The 22,173-nt window shown below is 66.6% G+C and carries 18 protein-coding genes; 10 read left to right on the top strand and 8 right to left on the bottom strand.

Annotated features, from left to right (window positions below):
* Positions 1-11 precede the first annotated feature (11 nt).
* From WKW80_RS26480 to WKW80_RS26490, 3 genes are read left to right on the top strand one after another with little or no spacing between them, the layout of a single operon-like run.
* Positions 12-1,871, top strand: coding sequence for a TRAP transporter large permease (locus tag WKW80_RS26480; protein ID WP_340366559.1), 1,860 nt, complete (start codon positions 12-14; stop codon positions 1,869-1,871).
* A 31-nt stretch (positions 1,872-1,902) separates the two neighbouring features.
* Positions 1,903-3,111: a D-mannonate dehydratase ManD gene (manD, locus tag WKW80_RS26485; protein WP_340366560.1), complete on the top strand. Its 1,209-nt coding sequence runs from the start codon at positions 1,903-1,905 to the stop codon at positions 3,109-3,111.
* A 44-nt stretch (positions 3,112-3,155) separates the two neighbouring features.
* On the top strand, positions 3,156-4,190 hold the full coding sequence (locus tag WKW80_RS26490) for a Zn-dependent oxidoreductase (RefSeq protein ID WP_340366561.1): 1,035 nt from the start codon (positions 3,156-3,158) through the stop codon (positions 4,188-4,190).
* A 46-nt stretch (positions 4,191-4,236) separates the two neighbouring features.
* Here the strand turns inward: WKW80_RS26490 and WKW80_RS26495 are convergent, their stop codons facing one another.
* Positions 4,237-5,592 (bottom strand): NUDIX domain-containing protein, encoded by a 1,356-nt coding sequence (locus WKW80_RS26495; RefSeq protein WP_340366562.1) that lies wholly within the window; start codon positions 5,590-5,592, stop codon positions 4,237-4,239.
* Positions 5,593-5,683: 91 nt separating this feature from the next.
* Between WKW80_RS26495 and WKW80_RS26500 the strand changes: the two genes are divergently transcribed.
* A complete protein-coding gene (locus WKW80_RS26500) occupies positions 5,684-8,041 on the top strand; it encodes a fatty acid cis/trans isomerase (protein ID WP_340366563.1) in 2,358 nt (785 codons plus the stop codon).
* 130 nt (positions 8,042-8,171) lie between these two features.
* On the opposite strand, the gene WKW80_RS26505 is transcribed toward WKW80_RS26500, so the two are convergent.
* A complete protein-coding gene (locus tag WKW80_RS26505; RefSeq protein ID WP_340366564.1) occupies positions 8,172-10,997 on the bottom strand; it encodes an MGH1-like glycoside hydrolase domain-containing protein in 2,826 nt (941 codons plus the stop codon).
* 80 nt (positions 10,998-11,077) lie between these two features.
* On the opposite strand from WKW80_RS26505, the gene WKW80_RS26510 reads away from it, so the two are divergent.
* The 3 genes from WKW80_RS26510 to WKW80_RS26520 all read left to right on the top strand — a co-directional run bounded on the left by WKW80_RS26510 (position 11,078) and on the right by WKW80_RS26520 (position 13,511).
* Positions 11,078-11,971 carry a DUF1254 domain-containing protein gene (locus WKW80_RS26510; protein WP_340366565.1) on the top strand — a complete coding sequence of 298 codons (894 nt, stop codon included), beginning with the start codon at positions 11,078-11,080 and terminating at the stop codon, positions 11,969-11,971.
* Positions 11,972-12,248: 277 nt separating this feature from the next.
* Positions 12,249-13,226, top strand: coding sequence for an HAD family hydrolase (locus WKW80_RS26515; RefSeq protein ID WP_422822968.1), 978 nt, complete (start codon positions 12,249-12,251; stop codon positions 13,224-13,226).
* A 45-nt stretch (positions 13,227-13,271) separates the two neighbouring features.
* On the top strand, positions 13,272-13,511 hold the full coding sequence (locus WKW80_RS26520; RefSeq protein ID WP_340366567.1) for a hypothetical protein: 240 nt from the start codon (positions 13,272-13,274) through the stop codon (positions 13,509-13,511).
* 54 nt (positions 13,512-13,565) lie between these two features.
* On the opposite strand, the gene WKW80_RS26525 is transcribed toward WKW80_RS26520, so the two are convergent.
* On the bottom strand, positions 13,566-13,691 hold the full coding sequence (locus WKW80_RS26525) for a hypothetical protein (RefSeq protein ID WP_340366568.1): 126 nt from the start codon (positions 13,689-13,691) through the stop codon (positions 13,566-13,568).
* 284 nt (positions 13,692-13,975) lie between these two features.
* On the opposite strand from WKW80_RS26525, the gene WKW80_RS26530 reads away from it, so the two are divergent.
* Positions 13,976-14,620: a response regulator transcription factor gene (locus WKW80_RS26530; protein ID WP_340366569.1), complete on the top strand. Its 645-nt coding sequence runs from the start codon at positions 13,976-13,978 to the stop codon at positions 14,618-14,620.
* A 289-nt stretch (positions 14,621-14,909) separates the two neighbouring features.
* Here WKW80_RS26530 and WKW80_RS26535 read toward each other — a convergent pair whose 3' ends face one another.
* Positions 14,910-16,187: a c-type cytochrome gene (locus WKW80_RS26535; protein WP_340366570.1), complete on the bottom strand. Its 1,278-nt coding sequence runs from the start codon at positions 16,185-16,187 to the stop codon at positions 14,910-14,912.
* Positions 16,187-16,891, bottom strand: coding sequence for a c-type cytochrome (locus WKW80_RS26540; RefSeq protein ID WP_422822966.1), 705 nt, complete (start codon positions 16,889-16,891; stop codon positions 16,187-16,189). Before WKW80_RS26540 ends, WKW80_RS26535 begins: the two co-directional genes overlap by 1 nt.
* A gap of 101 nt (positions 16,892-16,992) precedes the next feature.
* Between WKW80_RS26540 and WKW80_RS26545 the strand changes: the two genes are divergently transcribed.
* Both WKW80_RS26545 and WKW80_RS26550 read left to right on the top strand, forming a co-directional pair.
* Positions 16,993-18,417 carry an aminotransferase-like domain-containing protein gene (locus tag WKW80_RS26545; protein WP_340366628.1) on the top strand — a complete coding sequence of 475 codons (1,425 nt, stop codon included), beginning with the start codon at positions 16,993-16,995 and terminating at the stop codon, positions 18,415-18,417.
* A 54-nt stretch (positions 18,418-18,471) separates the two neighbouring features.
* Entirely contained in the window at positions 18,472-19,131 is a 660-nt protein-coding gene (locus WKW80_RS26550) for a DUF1345 domain-containing protein (protein WP_340366571.1), read from the top strand.
* 87 nt (positions 19,132-19,218) lie between these two features.
* On the opposite strand, the gene WKW80_RS26555 is transcribed toward WKW80_RS26550, so the two are convergent.
* Genes WKW80_RS26555 through WKW80_RS26565 form a run of 3 tightly spaced genes read right to left on the bottom strand, consistent with a single transcriptional unit; the run spans position 19,219 to position 22,171 of the window.
* Entirely contained in the window at positions 19,219-20,151 is a 933-nt protein-coding gene (locus WKW80_RS26555) for a DMT family transporter (protein ID WP_340366572.1), read from the bottom strand.
* Complete coding sequence (locus WKW80_RS26560; RefSeq protein WP_340366573.1) at positions 20,148-20,648, bottom strand: methylated-DNA--[protein]-cysteine S-methyltransferase; 501 nt, start codon at positions 20,646-20,648, stop codon at positions 20,148-20,150. The genes WKW80_RS26555 and WKW80_RS26560 overlap by 4 nt, the downstream gene beginning before the upstream one ends.
* Positions 20,645-22,171, bottom strand: a complete 1,527-nt coding sequence (locus WKW80_RS26565) for a DNA-3-methyladenine glycosylase 2 family protein (protein WP_340366574.1) — start codon at positions 22,169-22,171, stop codon at positions 20,645-20,647. The genes WKW80_RS26560 and WKW80_RS26565 overlap by 4 nt, the downstream gene beginning before the upstream one ends.
* Positions 22,172-22,173 lie beyond the last annotated feature (2 nt).

Genomic DNA, 22,173 nt, shown 5'->3' on the forward strand with positions numbered 1-22,173 from the left:
GGGCCTGCGCCATGCAGTCCACCGTCGACCCTCTCGACATCGCCCCGGAAGCCAATGCACGCTGGTTCGACCGGCTGCTGGCCTGGATCACCGAAATTCCGGCGGCCGCCATCGTCGTGGCGGAGATCCTCATCCTCGGCGGCGGCGCCTTTGCACGCTACGCGCTGCATGAACCGCTGACCTGGACCGACGAGCTCGCCAGCATCCTGTTCCTCTGGCTGGCAATGCTCGGATCGTGCATCGCGTTGCGGCGCACGGCGCACATGCACCTGACCACCTTCGTCAAGGACTTGCCGCCGGCCAGGCGCGCGTGGCTCGATGCGCTGGGCATGTGCCTCGTGGTCGCGTTCCTCGTCATGTTGAGCGGGCCGGCCTGGGAGCATTGGCACGAGGAAGTGGAGGTGTCGACGCCGGTGCTCGGCATCAGCGAAGGCTGGCGCGCAGGTGCGGTGCTCGCGGGCGCCGTGCTGATGATGGTGACGGCGGTGACGCGCCTCGTCGAACAGTCGACCTGGAAGCAGGTTGCGGTGTGCGGCGCGGCAGTGGCCTTGGGTGGCGGTGCGCTGTGGCTGCTGTCGCCTGCGCTGTCGAACCTGGGCAATCTCAACCTCGTGATCTTCTTTCTGGTGATGCTGGTGGGCTGCATCGTGATCGGCGTGCCGATCGCGTTCGCCTTCGGCCTGGCGACGATGTCGTACCTCGCGTTCTCGACCACCACGCCCATGTCGATCATGCCGAACCGCATGCAGGAGGGCATGTCGCACCTGATCCTGTTGGCGGTGCCGCTGTTCGTCTTCCTCGGATCGCTGATCGAGATGACCGGACTGGCGCGCGCAATGATCAACTTCCTCGTGAGCCTGATCGGCCACGTGCGCGGCGGTCTGCAGTACGTGCTGCTGGGTGCCATGTACATCGTCTCGGGGATTTCGGGCGCCAAGGCGGCGGACATGGCGGCGGTGGCACCGGCGCTGTTTCCGGAGATGAAGAAGCGCGGCAGCAAGGACGGCGACCTGATCGGATTGCTGTCGGCATCGGGTGCGATGTCGGAGACGATACCGCCGAGCATCGTGCTGATCACGGTGGGTTCGGTGACCGGTGTGTCGATCACCTCGCTGTTCGTCGGAGGCCTGATGCCGGCGGTGGTCGGGCTGGTGTTGATGGCACTGGTGGTGTGGTGGCAGACGCGCCGCGAAGACATGACCGGCGTCGTCAAGGCCTCGCGCAAGGAGATCGGCAAGCTGCTGATGGTGTCGCTGCCAGCGCTGTTGCTGCCGGTGATCATCCGCACGGCGGTGGTGGAGGGCGTGGCCACGGCGACCGAGGTGTCGACCATCGGCATCTTCTATACCGTGCTGGCGGGTCTTTTCATCTACCGGCAGTTCGACTGGAAGCGGCTCTATCCGATGCTGCTCGACACCGCGTCGCTGTCGGGTGCGATCCTGCTGATCGTCGGCTGCGCCACGTCGATGGCATGGGCACTCACGCAATCGGGCTTTGCGCAGGACCTGGTCAAGATCATGACCGCCGTGCCGGGCGGCAAGATGGGTTTCCTGCTGGTGTCGGCGTTGGCCTTCGTCGTTCTGGGGAGCCTGCTCGAAGGCATTCCGGCGATCGTGCTGTTCGGGCCGCTGCTGTTCCCGATCGCGAAGCTGGTCGGCGTGAACGAAGTGCACTACGCGATGGTCGTGATCTTCGCGATGGGCCTCGGGTTGTTCGCGCCGCCGTTCGGGGTTGGCTTCTATGCCGCATGTGCCATCGGCCGCGTGTCGCCGGACGTGGCGATGCCACGCGTCTGGCCGCACATGGCGGCGCTGTTCATCGCGCTGTTGCTGCTGGTCTTCGTGCCGTGGTTCTCGGTCGGATTCCTGTGACACGCCACGTCCTTACTTGTTGGAGCCTCCATTGAAAATCGAACGCATCCAGACCATCGTGACCTGCCCGGGCCGCAACTTCGTGACGGTGAAGATCACCACCGACGAAGGCGTGGTCGGGCTCGGCGATGCCACCCTCAACGGCCGCGAGCTGTCCGTCAAGTCGTACCTCGAGGACCACCTGTTCCCGTGCCTCATCGGCCGCGATCCGCGCAACATCGAGGACATCTGGCAGTACCTGTACCGCGGCGCCTATTGGCGGCGCGGCCCGGTGACGATGACCGCCATCGCCGCCATCGACATGGCGCTGTGGGACATCAAGGGCAAGCTCGCCGGCATGCCGGTCTATCAACTGCTCGGCGGCAAGAGCCGCAACGGCCTGATGGTGTACGGCCATGCCAACGGCCGTGACCATGCCGAGGCGGTCGAAGCCGTGCAGAAGCACATCGAGGAGGGCTACAAGGCGATTCGCGTGCAGTCAGGCGTGCCGGGGCTGGCCAAGACCTATGGCGTCGGCAAGACCAAGGGCCACTACGAACCGGCTGAAAAGGGCTTGCCGCCGGAGGAGCCGTGGGATACCTCGCTCTACCTGCGCCACACGCCGGAGCTGTTTCGCAAGGTGCGCGAGGCGGTCGGCTTCGAGCCGCATCTCTTGCACGATGCGCACCACCGTCTCACGCCGATCGAAGCCGGCCGGCTCGGCAAGGAACTGGAGCCGTACAGCCTGTTCTGGATCGAGGACGCGACACCTGCGGAAAACCAGGAAGCCTTTCGCCTGATCCGCCAGCACACGACCACGCCGCTGGCGATCGGCGAGGTGTTCAACTCGATCTGGGACTGCAAGGACCTGATCAGCGAACAGCTGGTCGACTACATCCGCTCGACCATCGTGCATGCCGGCGGCATCACGCACGTTCGGCGAATCGCGGACTTCGCGGCGATGTACCAGGTGCGCACCGGCTTTCACGGCGCGACGGATCTGTCGCCGGTGTGCATGGCCGCGGCGGTGAACTTCGGAATGTGGGTGCCCAACTTCGGCATCCAGGAGTTGATGCCGCATTCGCCGCTGACCGACGAAGTCTTCCCGCACAACTACCGCTACGAAGACGGCTACCTGGTGATGGACGACGTGCCCGGCCTGGGCGTCGACATCAACGAGGAACTGGCCGCGAAGTATCCGTACGAGCGTGCGTACCTGCCGGTGGCGCGACTCGCCGACGGCGCGATGTGGAACTGGTGACGCATCCGCTGCACCCCATCTCCAGACAAAAGGAATCTTTCATCATGTTGAGCGTCGTTGTCGATCAACCCAACAGCATGGCCGTGCAAGAGCGGCCGATGCCCGTGCCGCAGCCTGGAGAAGTGCGCGTGCGCGTGCGCTTTGCCGGCATCTGCGGCTCCGACCTGCACATCTTTCATGGACACAACCCGTTCGTGTCGTATCCGCGCGTGATCGGCCACGAGTTCGTCGGCCGCATCGAGTCGGTGGGCGAGGGCGTCAGTGCTTCGCGCATCGGCGAGACGGTGGTCGTCGACCCCGTCATCAGTTGCGGCAAATGCCACGCCTGCCTGATCGGGCGGCGCAACGTGTGCAGCCGGCTGCAGGTGATCGGCGTGCATCGCGACGGCGGCTTCAGCGAATACGCGTGCGCGCCGGAGGAGAACGCGTACGTGGTGCCGAAGGGACTGGCACACGCGAGTGCTTCAGTGATCGAACCCTTTGCCGTGGCGGCCAACGTGACGAGCCGCACCGGCGTCTTCCCCAGCGATGTTGCGTTGATCTATGGCGCGGGGCCGGTGGGGCTGAACCTGATGCAGGTGCTCAAGCGTGTCTACGGCATTCGCGCGTTCATCACGGACCACTTCGACGAGCGCCTGGCGCTGGCGCTGCAATGCGGCGCGGCCGAGGACGAGATCATCAACACCTCGCGTGAACCGCTGCAGGAAGCGCTGGCGAAGCGCGGCGTCGAAGGCGGGCCGACCCTGATCTACGACGCCGTGTGCCACCCGTCGATCCTCGAGGAAGCGGTGCGCATCTCGGCGCCGGCGGGCCGCATCGGCATCCTCGGCTTTTCCGCGACGCCATCGGCCATTCCGCAGCAGGAACTGACCAAGAAGGAACTCACGCTGTATGCCTCGCGCCTGAACTGCGCGATGTTCCCGACCGTGATCGACTGGATCGAGCGCGGGCTGGTGGACCCGGGCCGCATCATCAGCCACAAGGTGGACTTCCGCGATGTGGCGGGTGCGTTCGATATCGCGGAGAAGAATCCGCGCTACAGCTGCAAGGTATTGCTGGACTTCGGCGAAGGCGAGTGATCCGGCACGATCCGGCGCAAGTCGGCGCGGCGGGAATGCGTGGAATTCAGCGAGCGCTCCTGCGCATGAAGCCTTGGCCGGGGGCGAGCCAGTCGACCGATTCGCGCGCGTCGGAACCTGCGATGGAGCCAGCCCCCGTGAAAAGCAGGCGCTCCTCGACCAGCAGGAAATTAAGCGCGTTCGATCCGTCTGCAGCGTTCGTCGCCTGAATCGTTGCGCCACCCACGTGCAGTACATCCCCGGCGGCCGGCTGCGCAACGGCGGCGGCATCGGGCCAGGACGCGCGCAAGGCATCCAGGGCCGCCGCGCTGACCCCCTGGCGCGTCGACAGAATCCGGCGAACCGGCCCGGGCGCCGCATCGCGAAGCGCGCCGAAGTGCGGCGAGCCGGCAGGCATCGGGTCGATGAGCGCGCAGTCACCGCCGGCCTCGCCGACAAAGTAGCTGTTCGAGCCCGGCGCCTTCGTCCAGCCATCCAGACTGTCCGTCACACGCCAGACCCTGGGGGAGAGCTGCATCACCAGGCCCGCCTCCAGCGCGTAGTACCCCGTGCACTTGCCGTCCGGATCCACGTGACCCAGCTCCTCGTACGCAGGCTCCTCGTTGTTCACCGCGCGCTGCCCTTGCGGGCCTTGCGCCAGCCGCGGCATGTTCAGGGGGATCTCTCGCAGCGCCCGTGCATAGGCAAGACAGTCGCTGGCTCGCTCGAACCCACTCAGTTGCTGGAGGATTCGACGGGTCACGTTCATCAGCTTGAGGCCGCGTTCCGGGGCCAGGGCATCGGCGGGCCTGAGCCACATGTGCTCGACCGTTTCGCTTCCGTCCTCGCTGGCGACCTGCGCGTGCGGCATCAACGCCACGAAGAAGCGGGTGTCGAAGCGGCGCGGCATGCCGGGCGGCGTGAGCCAGTGGCTGAAGTAGGCCAATCGGTCGGCGGCCAGGCGCCAGCGCTTTCCCTCGCACATCGCGATCAGTGCATCCGTGCCCTGCGCCGCGGCGTTGCGCATCGCGGCGAGTTCTTCCGGTGGCAGCCCGCCGAGTTCGACCAGGCGGCCGTCGGCGTCGCTTGCAAAAAGGATGCCTGCTTCCTCGAAGCATTCGCGAACCGCCGCCGCGTAGTAGTCGAGTCCGGCGGCGGCGACCGAGAGACGTGCGCTGGCCGCCGCGTCGTCCAGCCCCGCACACAGCCCGTGCAGGCTGCGGTCGTGCGCATCGAGCATCCCGCCTGGAAACACGCTGGCGCCGCTGTTCTGGTCGTTGGCCTTTTCGGCGCGGCGCAGGAGCAGCACTTCGAGGCCGTCATTGGCGTCGCGCAAGACAAGCAGCGTGGAGGCGGCGCGGATCGGGCGGGGTGTGGGCGAGGGCTGCGAGGCCGGCGAGGTGGCGGAGGTATTGACTTGCATTGAGATGCGATTGTCGATGCCCTCCACGCCACGTCAAAGCCTCGGATTGCTGGGCGAGAATGGCCGAAGGCAAATATCGGGAGCCCACGCTGTGCTGATCAAACGGACCCTGTGGCTGATCGTCATCCTGCTGCTCGCCGCCTGCGCGACGCTGGCGGGTGCCAACTTCGACAAGTTGTTCGGTCCGTCCGATCCGAAGCGGTTCGACGCACCTGTTGCCGGGCCGGAATCGGCTTCCTCGTTTGCTCAGGTCATCCAGCCCATCCTCGACCGGCGCTGCGTCGTGTGCCATGCCTGCAACGACGCGCCTTGCCAGTTCAAGGCCACGAGCTGGGAAGGGCTTGCGCGCGGCGCCAGCAAGACGCCGGTCTATGACGCGACGCGACTGCTTGCCGCCCCGCCTTCGCGCCTGTACGTCGACGCCGACAAGGCATCGGAGTGGCGCGCACTCGATTTCTTCGCCGTGCTGAACGAGCATCAGGTTCAGACGCCCGAAGCCAACAGGACAGCCGGCCTCATGCACCGCTTGCTGGCGCTGAAGCAGGCTCACCCGATGCCGACGGAAGGGGTCGTCGGCGGCGGGCTCGACTTCTCGCTCGAACGCACCGCTTCGTGTCCGGCCGGCGCGGAAATCGACACCTACGAACGCAACACCCCGATGGCCGGGATGCCCTTCGGCCTGCCCGGGCTGAGCGCCGCCGAGCACGACACGCTGGCGCGATGGCTGGAGCAGGGCGCGCCGGCCGTCCTGCCGCCGGCGCCGAGCGCGCCGGCCATGCAGCGTGTCGCGCAGTGGGAGCTGTTCTTCAATGGCGATTCGCTCAAGGCCCAACTGTTCAGCCGCTATGCCTATGAGCACCTGTTCCTTGCGCACATCTACTTCGACGACGACCCGCAGCGCCAGTATTTCAAGCTCGTTCGCTCGGCCACGCCGCCGGGGCAGCCGGTGCGCATCATCGCCAGCCGGCGCCCGGTCGACAGCCCCGGCGTGGACCGCGTCTACTACCGCATCGTGCCCGAGCGAGAGACCATCGTTGCCAAGACGCACATGCCCTATGTGTTGTCGGCAAATCGCATGGCCCATTGGCGCGACTTGTTCCTCGATGCGCCTTACAGCGTTACCCGGCTGCCGGGCTACAGCGCGCAGGATGCGGCGAACCCGTTTTCGACCTTCGCAGCCTTGCCCGTGAGCGCGCGTTATCGCTTCATGCTCGAGGAGGCGGAGTTCACCATCATGGGCTTCATCAAGGGCCCGGTGTGCCGCGGCCAGATGGCGCTCGACGTGATTCACGACCGTTTCTGGGTGGTTTTCCTCGCACCGGAGAAGCGCTTCGACGAGCCGCTCTCCGCGGTGCTGGCGCGCGATGCCAATCTGCTGCGCCTTCCCACGGGCAGCAGCAACACCGACATGGTCGTGCCGTGGCTGGAGTACGCGCACCTGGAAAACGAATACCTGAAGTCGCGGGCGCAGGTGCTGGCCGGCGTGTTCGGCAAGCGGGTGAAGCTCGACCTGAACCTGATCTGGGACGGCGACGGCCGCAACGACAACGCGGCGCTGACGATCTTCCGCCACTACGACAGCGCCAGCGTCGTCAAGGGCATGGTGGGCGACACGCCGCGTACCGCATGGGTCATCGGCTATCCGCTGCTGGAGCGCATCCACTACTTGCTGGTGGCCGACTACGACGTGTACGGCAACATCGGGCACCAGCTCAATTCGCGGATGTACATGGACTTCCTGCGCATGGAGGGCGAGTTCAACTTCATCACGCTGCTGCCGCGCGCGCAGCGCGAAGCCACCCGCGACGCCTGGTACCGCGGCGACAGCGTGAGCACGCGCGAACAGGTCTATGGCGGCGCAGGGACCACGGTGTCCGCCGAGAGCGAGGTGCGCTACCAGACCACGGATGCGAGGCGCGAGCTGATGGATCAATTGAAGACCCGCCTCGCGCCCGTACTCGACAGGCATCTCGACATTGCGCTGCAGGCGCCGCCGGCCTTGCGTGCGCCGCTGGGCGATCTCGCCGCGATCAACGGCACGTCGCTGCAGTGGCTGCCCGAAGTGGCGCTTCTCCTGATCGACACACCCGATGGCGCGACGAACACTTTCACCCTGCTGCGCAACACCGCGCATGCCAGCGTCTCTCACCTGCTCGGCGAAAGGCGCGAACTTCGGCCCGAGGAAGACACGCTGACCGTCGTGCCCGGCGTGGTCGGCAGCTATCCGAACGCGTTCTACCGGCTCGATGCTTCGCAGCTTCCCGCGTTGACCGAGGCGATACGGCGGCTGCGCTCGGAGAAGGACTACGAAGCCTTCGCGCAACGCTGGGCCGTGCGCCGCACCAACCCCAAGTTCTGGGCCGTCAGCGACGACGTGCTCGCGCGCTACCGCAGGACGCAGTCGCTGGAAGCCGGCGTGCTCGACTACAACCGGCTGGAGAACCGCTGAGCATTCACCTCGGTTGCTCCAGTGCGCGATGTGTCGCGGGGTGCTGGTGTGCGGGGCGCGCGGTAGCGTGGTGCGAGATGAATCCCGCACCCCGTGCACACCGAATCGAGTCGAAAGGCGAGGTTTCGACCTACGGCCGCCGCGGCCGCTTGCGCCCCGTTTGCAGGGCATCCATCACCGCAGCCTCGGCGCCCACCGACGTCAGCATGTCCTTCGTCAGCACGGCAGTCGTCTGGATGATGCGTGCCACGCAGCCGGTCCAGCCGGTCTGGTGACTGGCGCCCACGCCCGCGCCGGTATCGCCATGGAAGTACTCGTGGAACAGCACCAGGTCGCGCCAGTGCGGATCGTCCCTGAACTTGTGCGCGCTGCCGTTGGCCGGCCGGGCGCCGGAAGCGTCGCGCAGGAAGAGCCGCGTGATGCGCTCGCCGAGTTCGCGCGCCACTTCCATCAGCGTCATCATCCGGCCTGAGCCGGTCGGGCACTCCACGGTGAAGTCGTCGCCGAAATAGGCGTAGAGGCGCAGCAGGGCGGAGAGGAGCAGGAAGTTGATCGGCATCCATACCGGGCCGCGCCAGTTGGAGTTGCCGCCGAACATGCCCGAGTCGGAGTCGCCCGGCACGTAGCCCACGCTGTATTGCACGCCCGCATGGTCGAATACGTACGGATGCTCCAGGTGATGGCGCGACAGCCCGCGAATGCCGTGCGGGCTGAAGAACTCGCCTTCGTCGAGCATGCGCGCCAGCAGGCGCCGCAACTTCTTATCGTCGACGATGGCCAGCATGCGGCGTCCGCCCGCGCCGGGCTGGTCGGGCAGGTGCATGTTGGCCGCCAGTTCAGGATGGCGCATCAGGAACTGGGCAGCGCGCTTGCGGAAATCAGGCAGGCGCTCGAGCGTGTTTTCCTCGAAAACCGCCACCGCCGCCATCGGCAGCAGGCCGACGATCGAGCGCACCTTCAGCCGATGGGCGCTGCCGTCGGGCATTCGCAGCACGTCGTAGAAAAAGCCGTCCTCCTCGTCCCACATCTCGTCGTTGCACTCGCCCAAGCGGTCCATCGCGCCGGCAATCGCCATCGTGTGGTGAAAGAACTTCTCGACGAACTCCTCGTACAGCGGTTCATGCATCGCCAACTCCCCGGCGATGCGCAGCATCTGCTGGCTGAAGAACACCATCCATGCGGTGCCGTCGGCCTGGTCGAGGTAGCCGCCGGTGGGCAAGGGCTTGGAGCGGTCGAATACGCCGATGTTGTCGAGCCCGAGAAAGCCACCTTCGAACACGTTGGCGCCGGTGCGGTCCTTTCGGTTCACCCACCAGGTGAAGTTGACCAGCAGCTTCGAGAAGGCGTATTTCAGGAACTCGATGTCGCCGTCGTCGTCGCGGCGCTCCTTGTCGACGAGGTAGAGCTGCATCGTGGCCCAGGCATGCACGGGCGGATTCACGTCGCCGAAGTTCCATTCGTAGGCAGGCAACTGGCCGTTGGGATGCAAGTAGTCGTTGCGCAGCATCAGGCCGAGCTGCTGCTTGGCGAAGTCGGCGTCGACCATGCCGAGCGGGATCATGTGGAAGGCCAGGTCCCAGGCCGCGTACCACGGGTACTCCCACTTGTCCGGCATCGAGATGATGTCGTCGTTGAACATGTGGCCCCAGTCGATGTTGCGCACGCCCATGCGCCGCCGCGCCTGCGGCAGTTCGGCGCCGGCGCCGTGCTCGTCGAGCCACAGGCCGACGTCGTAGTAGAAGTACTGCTTGGACCACAGCATGCCGGCGAGGGCTTGGCGCATGACGCTCGCGCGGTCCGGGTCGGCGGCGACTGCCGGGGGTGTGATCGACTCGTAGAACGCATCGGCTTGCGCCAGGCGTGTGGCGAACACGGTGTCGAAGTCGGCAAACGTCGAAGCGTCGGGTGCGCGCGTGCCCAGGCGCAGGCGGATGACGCGGGTCTCGCCAGCCGCCAGCGTCAATGCGTGGTGCACTGCCGCCTTGGTGCCCTGTTGCGCCGGATTCACGGCCTGTGCCTCGCGGTGGACGACGAAGTTGTGGAAAGCGTCCTTCACGTAGGGCGAGGCGTTTTGCGTGCCGAACAGGCGCGCGTTGTTGGTCTCGTTCTCGGTGAACAGCAGGGGCGTGTCGGTGTCGCAGGACAGGTAATAGTCGGCGAGCAGTTCCTGGAACAGCGGATCGGTGTGGTGCGCGTGGAGCGCGGCGCGGCCGGGCAGGTCGACCTTCTGCAGCACGGGCTTGGTGCCGCCGCCTGGAGCGACCCATGTGTTGCGGTACCAGAGCGTCGGCAGCACGTGCAACGGCGCGGCGTCGGGCCCGCGGTTGCACACGGTGACGCGCACCAGCACGTCCTCGGGCGCGGCCTTGGCATATTCGACGAAGACGTCGAAGTAGCGGTTCTGGTCGAACACGCCGGTGTCGAGCAACTCGTATTCGGGCTGCAGCCGGCCGCGCTGGCGGTTCGTCTGGATCAGGTCGTTGTACGGATAGGCCGCCTGCGGGTACTTGTACAGGTATTTCATGTACGAGTGCGTCGGCGTCGAGTCGATGTAGAAGTAGCACTCCTTCACGTCCTCGCCGTGGTTGCCTTCCTCGTTCGCGAGGCCGAAGGCGCGCTCCTTGAGGATCGGGTCCTGGCCGTTCCAGAATGCGAACGCGAAGCACAGCACCTGGTGGTCGTCGCTGATGCCGCCAAGGCCGTCCTCGCCCCAGCGGTAGGCGCGCGAGCGGGCATGGTCGTGGGTGAAGTAGTTCCAGGCGTCGCCGCTGTCGCTGTAGTCCTCGCGCACGGTGCCCCACTGTCGCTCGCTGAGGTAGGGCCCCCATTTTTTCCAGTCGGCGGTCTTCGCACGGGCCTCGTCGAGCCTGGCCTGTTCTGCATCGTCGTTCAACGCACACCTCCGGGGACGCTGGGGGAGAAGCCGAGTGTCGCGCAGACGTCGCAGTTCCGCCATGCCTTGCACCAAGGTGCAGGTGCGGCGTCACCACGAGACGAGTGGATATTCGCGCGGGCGAGCGGTAGAACTACGCCACCATGATGATTCGAAGCGAGCGCCCTGCCAATCGGTGCATCGACAGCGGCACCATCGACACGCGCTTCGGCGCCCTGACCTTCGACAACGGCCAGCCGACGCCCGAATCGGTCGAGCATCTCGCGCAGATGCTCACCTTCAGCCGGGCGGTCGAGATCTACCAGCACAACGCCGCGGCGGTGGCGATGTTCCGATTCCGGCAGGGGCTGGCGAATTGCGGCATACGCCAGACCTGCCAGGTGGTGATCTGGAAGACGGTGACGGCAACCTCCGAGAACGTCTACGTGTGCAACTTCCTGGACCTGAAGAACGGGCCGGTCGTGGTCGACGTTCCGCCCGGCGTCGTGGGCATGTTCGACGACATGTGGCAGCGCCCGGTCGGCGATGTGGGGCGCGCGGGGCCCGACGGGGGCAAAGGAGGAAAGTATCTGGTCTTGCCGCCAGGTGAGGAACACGGCCACGACTGGCCGGGCTACTTCGTCCTGCGCTCGCCGACCTATGGCGTCTGGATGCTGCTGAAGCCGGTCGACCCCGAGCCGCTTCGAGCCGTGCAGCGCTTCGCGCGGCTGCGCATCTTTGCGTTGTCGCAAGCAGCGGTCGCGCCTGCGGTGCAGTTCCTCAACCGGTCGGACGGCCCGATCGACACGAGCGCGCCTGCGGACTACCGCTACTTCGAGCAGCTCGGCCAGCTGGTCGAGCAGGAGCTCGCTGAAGCGGTCACGCCGCTCGAGCGCTTCCATCTCTCGCAGATCGGCATGCGCTTCGGGGAGCGCTTCCTGCCGGACGAATCGATGAAGGCCTTGCTCGCGGAGGCTGCCGTGGTGGGGGGCGCGGTGCGGCGCATGAATTGGCACCGGCAGGCGGTCGGCAGAATGCTGGACAACAGCGGCCAGTGACAGCGCATCTTCAGCTGGCAGCCCGCCGGGGGATGGACATGGGCGTGCGTCACGACTCCCGAATTGAAATTCGATGAACCTCTTCATCTTGGATCGCGGGCAAGTTGCAGTGCTGCGCCCCGCGCTGTCGATGGGCATGAACCGTTCATTGGGTGGTGGTGGCGAAGTAGGATTTCATGGCGTTGGTGGTTTCCGCGGAGGCCGCCGCCAGGTGAAGAACGACCCGACCGGATTTTCGAAGGGAACGACGATGCAGACCCTTGTCGCCGCGCGCGCAATGCGCCGCTTCTTGCTGGCCACGACGCTGCTGCTGGCCGCCGCCGCGGCGCATGCCCAGTCGCTCACCTCGTGGAACGACAGCCCGGCCAAGCTGGAGATCCTCAAGTTCGTGGCCGACGTCACCACCGCCGGCTCGCCGACGTTCGTGCCACCGGCCGAGCGCATCGCCGTGTTCGACAACGACGGCACCTTGTGGAGCGAGCAGCCCGTCTACGTGCAGTTGGTCTTTGCCCTCGACCGCGTCAAGGCGCTTGCGCCGAAGCATCCGGAATGGAAAACCACGCCTCCGTTCAGTGCCGTCCTCAAGGGCGACATCAAGGGTGTCGCGGCCACGGGCGAAAAGGGGCTGATGCAGATCCTTGCCGCCACGCATGCGGGCATGACCACCGACGAGTTCTCGAGGACCGTGGCGCAGTGGCTCGCCACCGCGAAGCACCCGAAGTTCAAGCGCCCCTACGATCAGCTTGTCTACCAGCCGATGCTCGAACTGCTCGACTACCTGAGGGCAAACGGTTTCAAGACGTTCATCGTCTCGGGCGGCGGCAATGAGTTCATGCGCGTCTTCGCCGAGCGGGTCTATGGCATTCCGCCGGAACAGGTCATCGGCTCGACCGGAGAGTTGCAACTGCGCGACGGGCCGGATGGCAAGCCGGTGCTGATGCGTCTCGCCAAGATCAACCTGGTCGATGACCACGCGGGCAAGCCCGTTGGCATCCAGCGCTTCATCGGCCGCCGTCCCATCTTCGCTTTCGGCAACTCCGATGGCGACAAGCAGATGCTCGAATGGACGGCAGCAGGACCGGGCCGGCGCTTCATGGGAATCGTGCACCACACCGATGCCGAACGCGAATACGCCTACGACCGCGCATCGTCGATAGGCAAGCTCGACAAGGCGCTTGACGAAGCCAATGCAAGGAACTGGAGCGTGGTCGACATGAAGCGCGACTGGAGCCAGGTGTTTCTGCCGGCGAAGTAGGGCGAGCGGCTAAAGTCGCGACCTCTTCAATCTCTTGTCGCAGCCATGCGCCTTCCGATGCCGCGATTCGCCACGCGCTCCCTCGTCCTCGGCCTGCTTGTGGTCGTCGCCGGCTGTGCATCGCACCCTGCGCCGCGCGTCACCCGGCTGGGCAATGGTGTCTTCCAGTCGCCCTCGCCGCGGGAGGCGGAAGCCTACTGCCGCAATTTCGGCGCACCGATGCGTTACCTCGATCCGAAATTGAAGCCGGGTCCCGACACCGAGGTGACCTACCGCTGCGACTGACCGGCAATGTCGCGGGTTGCCGTGGCTGCATGCCGAGCGTGGGCATGCCGTGCCTCAGGCTTCCCTGGATGGCGTCGCCGGTTCCTCGATCAACAGCAACGGGCGCCCCGCCAGCACCAGCCACGCCGGCAGCATCACCACGCACATCAACGGCAGCAATTCGACGCCGGGAATCAACATGTCGTGGCCGAGGCACCGAACGACGGTGGCAATTTGAAAGTGTTTGTGAACAGCCTTGCGGGTGCAACGGCAGATGTGCTGCTATCCGCGGCGCTTTTTGCGGGCAATGTTTTCCCCGGACTTCGCGGCCGGATCGAGCACTTGCACCTCCCGAGCGACAGGAACTAAACCAAAAGCCAAGTTGCCGCGCGCGGCCCCTTCGGCTTCAATAGCCGGCCTATACGCATAACAGCCATTCAGGGAGCCGAAAAGCCATCGATGCGCATCGGGCGCAGAGGGTCGAGATGATTGAATGTGACTCGTTGGAAGATCGGGAAGATTCGCCGTGCGTTCGCCTCGTCGACGATGACGCGACATTCCGGCGTGCCTTGCACCGTGTTCTTTGCGCCGCAGGCTACAGGGTGGCCGAATACGGTTCCGTCGGCGAGATGCTGCTGGACGGCTTCGGGAGCGCGCCCGGCTGCCTCGTGATGGACATCCACATGCCCGGCCCCAGCGGCCTCGACCTGCAGGAGATGATCGCCACGCAACCGGAGCCGTTGCCCGTGATCTTCGTGACGGCGCAAGCCACGGTCCACGAAACCCTGCGCGCCATGAAGGCCGGCGCGGCGGACTTCTTCTTCAAGCCGGTCGACAGTGCCGCGCTATTGCGGGTCGTGGCCAAGGCCATCGAGGACGATGCGTTGCGCCGCCGTGCGCGGCTGCGGCAGAACGCGTTGCAGGCGCGCTATTCGCGGCTAAGTCCGCGCGAGCGCCAGGTGCTCGACATGGTCGTGAACGGCGCACTCAACAAGCAGATCGGTTGGGAACTGGGTGCGGCGGAACGCACCGTCAAGGCCCACCGTGCCCACGTCATGGAAAAGATGGAAGTGCGCTCGCTGGCCGAGCTGGTGAAGGCCGTGGGCCAGCTTGAATCGACGTTGAAATGAATCACCCCCGAAGCGCCTGCGGCGCCTCCCCCTCGAGGGGGCGATACCAGCGGCCCGGCAAAGCCGGTTCCGCGGTATCCCTGGCATTCGACAGCGCCGGTTTCGTGCGTCGGGGTCCCGCGGTAGCGTCGTGGAAAACTGAAATGGAGCATCCCCGAAACGCGTGCGGCCGGTTCCGGGGGTGCCCACGAACAGACTTCGCATGCTCGTCCTGTTGCATGCGTCGCGCAAGACGCTCCGGCGTCATGGCGCACTGACATGAATCCACTCGGCGCGACGCCGCGTCCCGTCAGCGCCTGAGTACGTCCTGCGCGGACAGCGGTGCGGCGTTGTTGCCCCATGCGCCGCGCACGTAGCTCAGTACCGCGACCACGTCGTTGTCGTCCAGTGCCTGCCGGAACGGCGGCATGCCGTAGGGGCGCGGGTTGCCCGCGGTCGAAGGCAGGAAGCCGCCGTGCCGCACGATCTGGATCAGGTTGATCGGCGAGTCCATCAACACGGCCCGATTGCCGGCAAGGGGCGGGTAGGCCCCCGGTGCGCCTTGGCCCTTGTCGCCGTGGCAGTAAGCGCAGCGCTGGTCGAAGATTCTCTGGCCGGCGGCCATCACGCCAGGGTCGCGGCGGATCGTTTTCGACGATTCGGGTGTGGGGCTGCCGCTGGGGATTGGCAGTGCCTTCAGGTAGGTGGCCATCGCATGCAGGTCGGCCTCGTTCAGGTGCTGCGTGCTGCGATAGACCACGTCGGCCATGGGCCCCATGACCGAGCCGCGCGCGGATCGTCCGGTTTGCAGCAGCGCCACGATCTGCTGCGCGTCCCAATCGGAGAGGCCGGCCTCGCGCGACGACGTGAGCGACGGCGCATACCAGTTCTCCACCGGAATCGATCCACCGGAAAGGCCGCGCTCCTGCTCCGTCGCGCCGAGCACGTTGCGTGCGCCGTGACAGGCGATGCAGTGCGCCAGGCCGTCGACCAGGTACGCGCCACGGTTCCACTCCGCCGGCTTCGAGGCATTGGCGACGAAGGGTTTGGGCGTGAATGAAAGCGCGCGCCACACCGCGAGTGCGGCCTGCATGTCGTAAGGGAAGCGCAGTCGATGCGCATCGTTGGGGCGCGGCGATGCGGCCACGCCTTGCTGCAGGTAGGCATAGATCGCGTCGGAGTCTTCCCGCGTGACCTTGGTGAAGTTGGGGTAGGGAAAGGCGGGGTACAGCAGCCGACCGTCCTTCGACCGGCCGTTGTGCATCGCGCGCCAGAAGTGGGCGGCGCTCCAGTCGCCGATGCCGTGTGCCTTGTCCGGCGTGAGGTTGCTTGAATACACCGTGCCGAACGGGGTGTCGATGGCCACGCCGCCTGCATAGGGCTCGCCGCCGCGCGTGGTGTGGCAGCCCGCGCAGTTGCCGACCAATGCGAGGTAGCGGCCGCGTTCGACCTGTTGCGGCTGGGCGGTGAAGGCAGCGGCCGAATCGGGCAGCGGGTCTTCGTCGCGAAGGTTCAACTTCCAGACGACCGCCGCAAGCACCCCGAGCAATGCCACGAGCGCCAGCAGGAACCATCCAGTGCGCCGCATCACTTCGCCTCCATCCCGCCGCAGGGCAGCGGCAGCGGTGCGGGCAATGCCGCTGCCGCCTTGGTGTTGGCCGGCATCGGCTGCAGCGCGATCCAGCTTGCCACCGCGTTGATGTCGGCGGTCGTCATCTTGCGGCCTATCTCGGCCATGCAATCGGGCGCGAGCGCGTGCCGGTCCTGCGTGAGCCAGGCACCGAGTTGCGACGACACATACAAGCGCGGCAGGCCGACCAACGCAGGGATGGCCGGCTGCACGCCGGTCATCGTAATGCCGTGGCATTGCACGCAAGCCGGGATGCCGCGTGCGGCGTCGCCTTCCAGTGCGAGTTGCCGGCCGCGCTTCAATGAGGCTTCGCTTGCATCGGTGGTCTGCGGCACGGGCGGGTAGGGCAGGTCGAGCCCGGCGAAGTACTCGGCCATCTCGCGCAGGTAGTCATCCGAGAGGTGCCGCACCATCCAGACCATGTCGCTGTTGAAGCGGCGGCCGTCGCGGAAGCTGCGCAACTGGTTGTAGAGGTAGCCGGCCGGCTTGCCCGACAGGCGCGGAAAGTAGCCGGCGCCGGTGGTCGCGCCTTCGCGGCCATGGCAGGCGATGCAGGCGGCCACGCGCTGCGCGATGGTGTCCTCGGGCCCCGCCGCCATCGCCGGAACCGCCACGAGCCCGCAAAAGAGAATCGCGCCCACCCGGCACAAGAGATTTGACATGCCCTGAACTGTGGCCCGAACCGGCCAAAAAGAACAGATGCAGTTCGACCTGATCGGTGCATAGCAGATAGAGTCGGGCGGCCATGAGCCAGACACCGCCCATCAAGCGCTATGAGGCACTCGCCGCCGATATCGAGGCGTCCATTCGCAACGGCACGCTCCGGCCCGGCGACCGCATTCCGTCGGTGCGGCGCACGGGCGAAAGCCGAGGGGTCAGCGCGTCGACGGTGTTCCAGGCGTATTACCTGCTGGAGGCCCGCGGCCTGATTCGCGCCAGGGACCGGTCGGGCTACTACGTGGCGGAAGGCGGACCCCGCGCCGCGCCGCCGGAGGCGGAACTGACGTCGCAGCCCGATGGCGAATCAGTGGCGCTGGACGTGAGCGAGCATGTCTTCAGCATCCTCGAAGCCAGCATGACGCGCGAGGTCGTGCCGTTCGGCTCCGCATTTCCGAGTCCGCTGCTGTTTCCCTTGCCGCGACTGGGACAGCTCATGGCGTCGAGTGCGAAGAAGCTGGACCCGTGGAGCACGGTCGACGACCTCACGCCGGGCAGCGCCGCGCTGCGCCGGCAGATCGCGCTGCGCTACCTGGCCAACGGTGTCAACGTGCCGGCCGACGACATCGTGATCACCAACGGCGCACTGGAGGCGCTCAACCTGTGCCTTGGGGCGGTGACGCGGCCAGGCGATTCGGTCGTCGTCGAATCGCCGACCTTCTACGCTGCCCTGCAGGCCCTCGAACGAATGGGCTTGCGGGCTGTCGAAGTGCCGACGCATCCGCGCGAAGGGATCGAACTGGGCGCGCTGGAGCAGGCCATTGCGCGCCACAGGCCGAGCGCCTGCTGGTTGATGACGACATTCCAGAATCCGCTCGGCAGCCTCATGCCCGCCGCAAAAAAGAAGGCGCTCGTGGAACTGCTCACGCGCCATGGGGTGCCGTTGATCGAAGACGACGTCTACGCCGAGCTGTATTTCGGCGACAAGCAACCCGCACCGGCGAAGGCCTTCGATACCGAGGGGCTGGTGCTGCATTGCTCGTCCTTCTCGAAGAGCCTGGCGCCGGGCTACCGTATCGGTTGGGCTGCGCCGGGGCGCTATGCCCGCAGCGTGGCCCGCCGCAAGCTGACGACCACGCTGAGCACGGCCGTGCCGGCGCAACTCGCGCTGGCCGGCTACCTGGAGCGAGGCGGCTTCGACAAGCACCTGCGCAAGCTGCGGCAGACGCTGGCGACGCAGCAAGCGACATTCGCGCAGGCGCTTGGTCATCATTTTCCGGACGGCACGCGGGCGACGCGGCCGCTCGGCGGGTATTTCATGTGGGTCGAGTTGCCGGCGCAAGTGGATGCGCTGGAGCTTCATCGCCGCGCACTCGGCCACGGCATCAGCGTCGCACCGGGGCCGGTTTTCTCGGCGACGCGAGGCTTCGGCCATCACCTGCGCCTCAACTACGGCCACGCATGGGATGCGCGCAGCGAACGGGCGCTGGCCATGCTGGGCCGGCTTGCGGGAGAGGGCGCGCGCGGATAACGCGCCGGCCGGCGAAAACGCCCTTTCCTGCCGACGGGCGCTACAGTCGGCCGCATGCAAAAACACCTTTCGTCCACCACGGGTGTCCAGCGATTGGGCTACGGCGCAGCGGTCGGCATCGCCGTGGGGCTGCTGCCGTCGCCGCTGCTCAACGGCATGGCCCGCGGGATCCTTGGATGGGTCGTCGGCGTCGCGGTTTACCTCGGGCTGGCCTGGTGGCTGGCGCATACCTTCGATGCGCAACAGACGCGCGAGCGTGCCCAGTCGCTCGACCAGCCCAACCTGCTGCTGCTCTTGATCATGCTGGCCGCCGTCGCCTTCAGCGTGGCGGCCATTGCGATGCTGCTGCAGCAAGTCAAGCTGCTGGCGGGCCTGGAGCGGGCCGTCCACATGGTGCTGGCGCTGGTGGCGCTGGCCGAGTCGTGGCTCATGATCCACACGATCTACGCGTTCCACTACGCGCACCGCTACTACCTGCAGGAAATGGCGCGCAAGCCGGACGACCACGGGCTGGACTTTCCTGGCACCGCGCCGCCCGACTACTTCGACTTCGTCTACTACTCGTACGTGATCGGCATGACCTCGCAGGTGTCCGATGTGCAGATCATCTCGCCGGACATGCGGCGCATCACGCTGATCCACAGCGTGTTGTCGTTCGCGTTCAACATGCTGGTGCTGGCGTTCAGCATCAACGTGGTGGTCGGGGCTTTCTAGAAGGCCGTCGGACTTGAACTTCGCGAGTTCGTGAATTGATCTTCAATTCAAGTTCGTGTCCAGGAACGAGATCGGGATCGCTTCCATCTAGGCCTGCCTGACCGCCGCACGCCGAAACGGCAGCTTCACGACACCGGTCGACAGCGCCACGCCGCAGACGATCACCGCCGCGCACATCAGCATCCACGTGGTGATCGGCTCGCTGAGGAACACCGCGCCGTAGAACACAGCGAACACCGGCACCAGGAACGTCACGGTCAGCGCGCGGGCCGGCCCCGCCATGGCGATGAGGCGGAAGAACAGGATATAGGCCACGCCGGTGCACAGGATGCCGAGGGCTGTCAGCGCGAGCCACGCATGCAGGCTCGGCATGTGCTTGGGCCAGAGCCAGATGGCGGGCAGGGCGAGGAACAAGGTCGCGCCGATCTGGCTGCCCGTGGCCGTGGCCAGCGACGGAATGCCGGCGAGGTAGCGCCTGGTGGCGCTGGCGGAGACGCCGTAGCTCAGGCAAGCGCCCAGACAGGCCACCACGCCCAGCAGTTGTGCGCTGCCGGCGTCTCCCGCGGCGTCGGCGTGCGGCGAGGCGCTGCGGCTCGCCAGCAAGGCCACGCCGACAAAGCCGACGACGAGGCCGACCAGTCGCGAGTTGTCGGGCCGGTCGCGAAACCAGGCCCACGCGACCAGCGCACCGAACATCGGCACCGTGGCATTGAGGACCGCCGCGAGTCCGCTGCTCAAGGTCAGCAGGGCAAAGCAGAACAGCGCAAACGGCAGGCCGGAGTTCGCCACGCCGATGAGCAGGATCGCCTTCCAGTGTTGCGCCAGCGCCGGACCTTGCCGTGCGAGGAAGAGGCAGGGCAACAGGAACAGCGTGGCGATGGTGACGCGCACCGCGGCCGTCGGCAGCGCGCCGAACTCGGCTGCGCCGATGCGCATGAACAGGAACGAAGCGCCCCACAGCGCGGCGAGCAGCAGCAAGTCGACAAGCCAGCGACGCGATTTCCCGGTGGATTGGCTCACAGAGCGCCCTCCAGTGCGAGCAACGCGCTCTTGCGTTCCAGCGAGCCCGCGTAGCCGGTCAAGCCACCGCCGGCGCCGAGCACGCGGTGGCACGGCACGATCACGCTGATCGGATTGCGTCCGACGGCCGCGCCCACTGCGCGAACCGCGGTGGGCCTTCCGATGCCCGCGCCCAGTGCGCCGTAGGTTGTCGTCGTGCCGGGCTCGATGGCGCAGAGCGCTTTCCATACGGCTTGCTGGAATTCGGTGCCGTGCGACAGGTCGAGCGGCAGGTCGAAATCCGTGCGGCGGCCCGCGAAATAGTCGCGTACCTGGGCAGTTGCTTCGCGCAACACCGGATGCGTATCGTCGGCGTACCAGGCGCTCATGTCGGGCAGGTGCTTTTGCCCGTCGAACCAGAAGCCGGCCAGTCCGGCGTCGGTGGCGGCGAGCGTGATGCCGCCAAGAGGGCTGTCGATGTGGGTGCTGTGGATGGCAGCGGGGTTCTTGAATTTCATGATGATTGATGTTCGATGAGGGCGCTCGTTGCATGAGCGGGAGTGTTCGTCGAGGCCGATGGCGGCGAATGCCATGCGCGCAGCACCGCATAGCTGCGCCACGGCCGCCAGCCGAGAGAGGCTTCGTGCGCCGCCTTGGCGCCGGTGACGCCGAGCGCCTTCTGCAGCGCCACGTCGCCGGCGGGAAAGGCATCGGGCCAGCGCAGCGCGCGCATGGCGATGTATTGAGCTGTCCAGTCGCCGATGCCGGGAAGGGCCTGCAGCGCGGCCAGCGTGGCCGGCACATCGGCGCCGGCGTGCAACGCGAGCCGTCCTGCGGCTGTCTCGCGCGCCAACGCCTGCAACGCAGCCTGGCGCTGCTTCACGATGCCAAGCTGGCCCAGCGCATCGCCACTCGCGGCGGCGATCGCCAACGGTGTCGGGAACAAATGGCTCAGCCCCTTGACTGGTGTCTCGATCGGCTCGCCGAAAGCCGCGACCAGCCGCGTGCCCATCGTGCGAGCCGCTGCCACGGTGATCTGCTGTCCCAGCACGGCGCGCACCGCAAGCTCGAAGCCGTCGAGCGTGCCTGGCACGCGCAGCCCGTCGCCTTGCGGAAAATGCGCGTTCAACGCGGCGTTGATGGCAATGGGGTCGGCATCGAGATCGAGCATGCCTCGAACACGGCTGATGACGACCGGCAGCACCGCCGCGAGCGAGTCGCTGACCGAGAGCAGCACCTGCTCGCGTTCGGCATCGAAACGCAGCTGCAGCCAGCCCGCATGGGTGCGTGCGCCCTGCGCGATGCGCAGCGTGCGTGCGAGCACGCCGGTGCCTACGGCCTCGATACCGCCCAATGCGCGCCGCTCGAAGAAGGCAAACGTGGCGGCGGCGTCATAAGGCGGCCGATAACCGAGCCGCACTTCGATCGCCCGGCCCTCGCGGCCGCCGCCGGCGCGCCGCAACGCGCTCGGGTTGAGCTTGTAGTGCGCCAGGAAGGCCGCGTTGAAGCGCCGCACGCTGGCAAAGCCGCTGGCCAACGCCACCTGTGTCATCGGCAGGCTCGTGTCGGCGATCAGTTGCTTGGCCGCGAGCAGCCGGCGTGTCTGCAGGTACTGCAATGGCGAAACGCCGAACTGCGCTTCGAAGATGCGGCGCAAGTGCCGGTCGCTCACACCGAGGCGGGCGGCGATCCGAGCCGCTCCAGGTCCGTCTTCGGCCCACGCATCGGGCTCGTCGATCAGCCGCGCGGCTTGTTGCGCGAGGATGCGCGAGGCGTCTTCGGTCGACCAGCTTGCGGCGCGCGGCGCCAGCTCGGGCCGGCAGCGCAGGCACGGCCTGAAGCCTTCCGCCTCGCACTGCGCCGCGTGCCGGAAAAAAAGGCAGTTCTCGCGGCGCGGCAATTTCACGCGGCACACCGGCCGGCAATAGATGCCGGTCGATGTCACCGCGGTGAAAAACGTCCCGTCGAAGCGCGCATCGTGCGTCTTCATCGCAAGGTAGCAGGCGTCGCTCTCCAGGGCGGGGTCGGACAGGTTTGGCATGG

Source organism: Variovorax humicola (assembly GCF_037889915.1).
Lineage (GTDB): Bacteria > Pseudomonadota > Gammaproteobacteria > Burkholderiales > Burkholderiaceae_C > Variovorax > Variovorax humicola.